Raw genomic sequence first — 5,062 nt, 5'->3', positions numbered from 1 at the left:
GCGCTCCACCGGGCCGTCGATGACGATGCGGCCGGTTTCCATGATGTAGCCGTAGGAGGCCACCGCGAAGGCCACCGCCGCGTTCTGCTCGACCAGCAGCATGGAGACGCGCTGTTCGGCGTTGATGCGGGCGATGATGGTGAAGATCTCCTCCACCAGCTTGGGCGACAGGCCGAGCGACGGTTCGTCCAAGAGGATCAGCTGCGGTTCGGCCACCAGGGCGCGGCCGATGGCCAGCATCTGCTGCTCGCCGCCCGACAGGTAGCCGGCCCGCACGCCGCGGCGCGCGTGCAGGTTGGGGAAATATTCGTAGACGAGGTCGAAGCGCTCCGCCGCCGGGCCTTTCCCATCACGGGCATAGGTGGCGGCGACGAGGTTCTCCTCCACCGTCAGATCCTCGAAGATGCGGCGGCCCTCCATGACGTGGAAGAGGCCGGCGCGCACCAGGCCGTGCGGGGTGCGCTCGGCCACCGGGCGGCCGTCGAAGCGGATCTGGCCGGCGCTGACCTCGCCGTTCTCCAGGCGCAGGAGGTTGGAGATGGCCTTCAGCGTGGTCGACTTCCCAGCGCCGTTGGAACCGAGGAGGGCGACGATCTCCCCCCTCGGCACCGCGAGCGACAGGCCACGGAGGACCTGGATGGTCTTCTTGTAGATGACCTCGATGTTGTTCACTTCGAGGATCGGCTCCGCGGCCATCATGGTCACTGCTCCAGCTTGATCCAGTCGGAAGCCGGGACCATCAGCTTCTTCTTCACGTCGGCCTTGTAGATGCGGCCCACCGGGATGGAGTTGCCGGGAACGGAGATCGGAACGCCGATGATGCCGCCGGTGTCGAAGTCTTTGATGGAGTTGAGCGCGGCCTTGAGGTTCTTGCCGGTCAGTTCCTGCCCGGCGTCCAGCGTGCGCTTGGTCGCCTCGACCATCAGCATGGCGGTGAGGAAGCCCTGGAGGTACGGCGTTGACTGGTATTCCTGGCGCATCTCGCGGATCTTCGCCAGCATCGGGGCGTTGCCCTCGTCGTCATAATAATAGCGGTAGGGCATCACGCCCATGAAGCCGTCGGCGAGGTCCCCCATCTTCTGGACCATGGAGTTGTCCATGCTCCAGAACGTGCCCATGAACTTGCTGGTCATGCCCATCTGCTTGGCCTGGGCGATGAACTCCGGGATCGGCGCCATCACGTAGCCGTGGAAGATGGTGTAGTCCGGGGCGGCGCGGCGCAGCTTCAGCACCTCGGTCGACACGTCGACGCTGCCCGGCGGGGTGACGATCTTCTCCACCACCTTCAGGCCCAGCTCGGCCGCCTTCTTCTCGGACGTGGCGATGGGGTCGCGGCCGAACTCCGTGTCGGAATTGACGAAGGCGACCTTGGCGCCCGGTTTCTCCTTGGCGATGTAGCGCAGCAGGATGCCGAACATCTCCGTGTAGTCGGGGCCGGCCATGAACTGCAGCGGGTACTTCTTCGGATCGTTCAGTTCGGTCGCGAAGGAGGCGCCGGCCATGATCATGTTGCCGTTGCGCTCAAGCTCCGGGTTGATGGTCTTGGAGAAGGCGGTCGAGTCGCCGTAGTAGAGGTTCGGCTTGTCCTGGGCGACGATCTTGTTGAAGACGGCGACGGAGGCGTCGACCTTGTAGGCCGTGTCCTCGAAGGCGAAGCGGACCTTGCGCCCTTTGATGCCGCCGGCATCGTTGACGATCTTCAGATAGTCGGTGATGCCCGCCTGGATGCCGATGCCGGCGAAGGCGAACACGCCGGTCATCGGGATCGAGCCGCCCAGCACGATATCGTCGGCGGCCTTGGCCGGCAGCGACGCCGCGACACCCGCGGCCAGCGCCAGCGCACCCAAACCCCGTCTGGTAAGCCTCAACATCGCGATTCCTCCCGTTTGTTGTCAGGTTTTGAAGGGCCAGAGGTGGAAGAAGCGCCGCGTGCGCCGCCACATCTCGGCAAGGCCCTGCGGCTCGAAGATCAGGAAGCCGACGATCAGCCCGCCGAACACCACCGTGCGCACCGGCGACAGGACCACCGCAGCGTTCGGCCAGAAGGGGCTGACGAGGCCGACGCCGAGCTTCAGCAGCTCCGGCACCAGGGTCATGAACACGGCGCCCAGGATGGCGCCGAGGATCGTCCCCATGCCGCCGACGATGATGGCGGCCAGGAAGAAGATCGACAGGATCAGCGGGAAGCTCTCCGGCGTCACCACGCGGAAGAAGTAGGCCCACAGGCCCCCCGCCACGCCCGCGTAGAAGGACGACAGCGCGAAGCTCATGAGCTTGGTGCGCAGCAAGGGGATCCCCAGCACCTCGGCCGAGATGTCGCGGTCGCGGATGGCGATGAAGGCGCGGCCGATGCGCGTGCGGAACAGGTTGGCCGCACCCAGCAGCATCAGCACCGCCAGCGGCATGATGACCCAGTACAGCTTGAACGGCGTGTCCAGGTCGATGCCGGCGACGCGGGCCGGGGGCACGTTGATGCCGCTCACCCCCTTGGTCACCGCCGTCCAGTTGGCGAAGACGAAGTGCAGGATGATGGAGGCCGCGATGGTCGCGATGGCGAGGTACAGCCCCTTCACCCGCAGGCTGGGGACGCCGACGACCATGCCGACGCCCGCGGCCAGGAAGCCGCCGGCCAGCAGGTTGAGGAGGAAGGGCGTGCCCAGCCGCGCCTCCAGCACCGCCACGGTGTAGGCGCCCACCCCCATGAAGGCGGCCTGTCCCAGGCTGACCAGCCCGGTGTAGCCGGTGAGGATGTTCAGGCCCGTGGCGCTGATCACGTTGATGAGCGCGAGGCAGGCCAGATAGGCCCAGTACTGGTCGGCGGCGAAGGGGAACAGGACCAGCGCCAACAGCAGGACGGCGAACCAGCCGCGCTGCGCCGCGCTGTCGAACAGCGCCTCGTCGGCGGCGTAGGTTTGCTTGGCGGAAGCGATGCGCATGGCCTACAGCCTCTCGATCTCGCGGGTGCCGAACAGGCCGTAGGGGCGGACCATCAGCACCGCGACCAGCAGCGTGAAGGTGGCGAGCAGCTTGAACTCGCCGCCGAGGTAGGAGCCGGCCAGCGCCTCGACGAGGCCGATGAACAGGCCGCCGACCAGCGCGCCCGGCACGCTGTCCAGCCCGCCAACGATGACCACCACCAGCACCGACAGGCCGAAGACGCCCATGGTGGAGGAGATGCCGCCGATGGAGCCGACCAGGATGCCGGCCCCCGCCGCCACCATGCAGGCGATCACCCAGGCCAGCGAGAAGACGCCCGGCACGTTGATGCCCATGGAGTAGGCCGCCGCCTGATCGCTGGCCGTGGCGCGCAGCGCCACACCGCCGCGCCAGTAGCGGAAGGCCAGGACGAAGGCGGCGATGACCACGGCGGCGACCAGGAAGCCGTAGCCGATCTTGGGCGCCAGGAACGCCTCGCCGATGAAGATCGGGGTGTTGGGCATGAATTCGGGCAGGCGGTGCGGGTCGGCGGTCCAGATCAGCTCGACCACGCCGACCAGCATGCTGCCCAGGCCGACCGTGACCATGAAGACGGAAATCGGGCTTTCGCCCAGCATCGGGCGGATGACGAGGCGTTCGACCACCGCGCCGAACACGCCGGCCACGGCCAGCGCGCCCAGGGCCGCGGCCCACCAGGGCAGCGCCATGGAGGCGGCGAAGCCGAAAAAGGCGTAGGCGCCCAGCATCAGGATCTCGCCGATGGCGAGGTTCACCACGCGCGTCGCCTTGTAGATGACGACGAAGGCGAGGGCCGTCAGCGCGTACAGCCCGCCGGTGCCCAGCCCGGCCAGGCTGACCTCGAAGAGGAGGAGCCAGTCGAAGTCCATCAGCGTGCCTCCTTGGGGGAGGGGGCCCCCTCCCGGCTTCGCTGGCGCTCAGCCACCCTCCCCCTCTTCGAGGTGGAGGGTTTGGTGGCGCGGCGGCGGCAGTCCCCTCCACCGCAACGCGGGGGAGGGTTAGGGAGGGGGCAGAACACGTTCCGCATCACGCCACCTGCCGGGTGTCGGCGCCGAGGCGCTGGCGCAGGTCGTCGACGTTGCCGGAGCCGAGATACGCGGCGGCCACCTCGGGGTTCGCCTGCACCTCGCGCGGGACGCCTTGCGCGATCACGGTGCCGAAGTTCAGCACCACCACGTGGTCGGAGATGTCCATCACCATGCCCATGTCGTGCTCGACCATCAGCACGGTCACACCCCATTCCTCGCGCACGTCGAGGATGAAGCGGGCCATGTCCTCCGTCTCCTCGCGGTTCATGCCGGCGACGGGCTCGTCCAGCATCAGGACCTTGGGCTGCATGGCGAGCGCACGCGCCAGCTCCACGCGCTTTTGCAGGCCGTAGGGCAGGGCGGCGACGGGGGCCTTGCGGATGTGGTCGATCTCCAGGAAGTCGATGATGCGTTCCTCGACGTCGCGCCGCAGTTCCATCTCCTCCCGCTTCGCGCGGCCGAGGTAGAAGAGCGCGTCCAGCACGCCGGTCTTCATGTGCGCGTGGCGGCCCAGCTTGATGTTGTCCAGCACGGTCATGCCGCGGAACAGCGCGATGTTCTGGAACGTGCGGGCGAGGCCGAGCTTCGCGCGTTCCGGCGCGTGCAGCCGCTCGATCGGCTGGCCTTCGAAGCGGACGGAGCCGGTCGGCTTGTAGAAGCCGGAAATGGAGTTGAAGAGGGACGTCTTGCCCGCCCCGTTCGGCCCGATGACCGAGGTGATGGAGCCGCGCGCCACCGGAAAGGTCACGCCGTTCAGCGCCCTGACGCCGCCGAAGGCCAGCGTCAGGTCGTCCACCTCCAGGATGGGGGTGTGAAGATGCGCCACGTCAGCGGCCATGGAAGTTCGCCCCCCGCTTCTCGAAGAAGGCGGTGATGCCTTCCTTGAAATCCTCGGTCGCGGCGGACGCGCAGAAGGCGTCGCGCTCGGCGTCCAGCTGTTCGGCCAGCGTCGCCGTCCAGGACTGGCGCAGCAGGCGGCGGATGTGGGCGTAGGAACGGGTGGGGCCAGCGGCGAGGCGGGCCGCGAGGGCGCTGGTTTCGTCGGCGAGGCTGGCGGCCGGCACCACGCGGTTGACGAG

The 5,062-nt window shown here is 67.8% G+C and carries 6 protein-coding genes; all 6 read right to left on the bottom strand.

All coding sequences use genetic code 11. The features are described from left to right. Window positions 1-699 (bottom strand): ABC transporter ATP-binding protein (locus VED21_RS27095; RefSeq protein WP_324887945.1); only part of this gene is annotated, 699 nt, incomplete at its 3' end. A gap of 2 nt (window positions 700-701) precedes the next feature. Next, a complete protein-coding gene (locus VED21_RS27090; RefSeq protein WP_324887943.1) occupies window positions 702-1,871 on the bottom strand; it encodes an ABC transporter substrate-binding protein in 1,170 nt (389 codons plus the stop codon). A 21-nt stretch (window positions 1,872-1,892) separates the two neighbouring features. After that, window positions 1,893-2,936 carry a branched-chain amino acid ABC transporter permease gene (locus VED21_RS27085; protein ID WP_324887941.1) on the bottom strand — a complete coding sequence of 348 codons (1,044 nt, stop codon included), beginning with the start codon at window positions 2,934-2,936 and terminating at the stop codon, window positions 1,893-1,895. A 3-nt stretch (window positions 2,937-2,939) separates the two neighbouring features. After that, window positions 2,940-3,824, bottom strand: coding sequence for a branched-chain amino acid ABC transporter permease (locus tag VED21_RS27080; RefSeq protein WP_324887939.1), 885 nt, complete (start codon window positions 3,822-3,824; stop codon window positions 2,940-2,942). 157 nt (window positions 3,825-3,981) lie between these two features. Further along, entirely contained in the window at window positions 3,982-4,821 is an 840-nt protein-coding gene (locus VED21_RS27075; RefSeq protein WP_324887937.1) for an ABC transporter ATP-binding protein, read from the bottom strand. Continuing rightward, window positions 4,811-5,062, bottom strand: a 252-nt coding sequence (locus VED21_RS27070) for an enoyl-CoA hydratase-related protein (protein WP_324887935.1), incomplete at its 5' end; no start/stop codon positions are given. The genes VED21_RS27070 and VED21_RS27075, both read right to left, overlap by 11 nt.

This window comes from Azospirillum sp., from assembly GCF_035627195.1.
In the GTDB taxonomy this organism is placed as follows: Bacteria; Pseudomonadota; Alphaproteobacteria; order Azospirillales; family Azospirillaceae; genus Azospirillum.
Note: the sequence above shows the minus strand (reverse complement) of the source record. Positions and strands in the feature narration are given on the sequence as shown.

What these genes read in the sequence shown, in the direction of transcription:
- VED21_RS27080 (WP_324887939.1), bottom strand. Translation starts at nt 3,824, where the DNA reads ATGGACTTCGACTGGCTCCTCCTCTTCGAGGTCAGCCTGGCCGGGCTG.
- VED21_RS27090 (WP_324887943.1), bottom strand. Translation starts at nt 1,871, where the DNA reads ATGTTGAGGCTTACCAGACGGGGTTTGGGTGCGCTGGCGCTGGCCGCG.
- VED21_RS27075 (WP_324887937.1), bottom strand. Translation starts at nt 4,821, where the DNA reads ATGGCCGCTGACGTGGCGCATCTTCACACCCCCATCCTGGAGGTGGAC.
- VED21_RS27085 (WP_324887941.1), bottom strand. Translation starts at nt 2,936, where the DNA reads ATGCGCATCGCTTCCGCCAAGCAAACCTACGCCGCCGACGAGGCGCTG.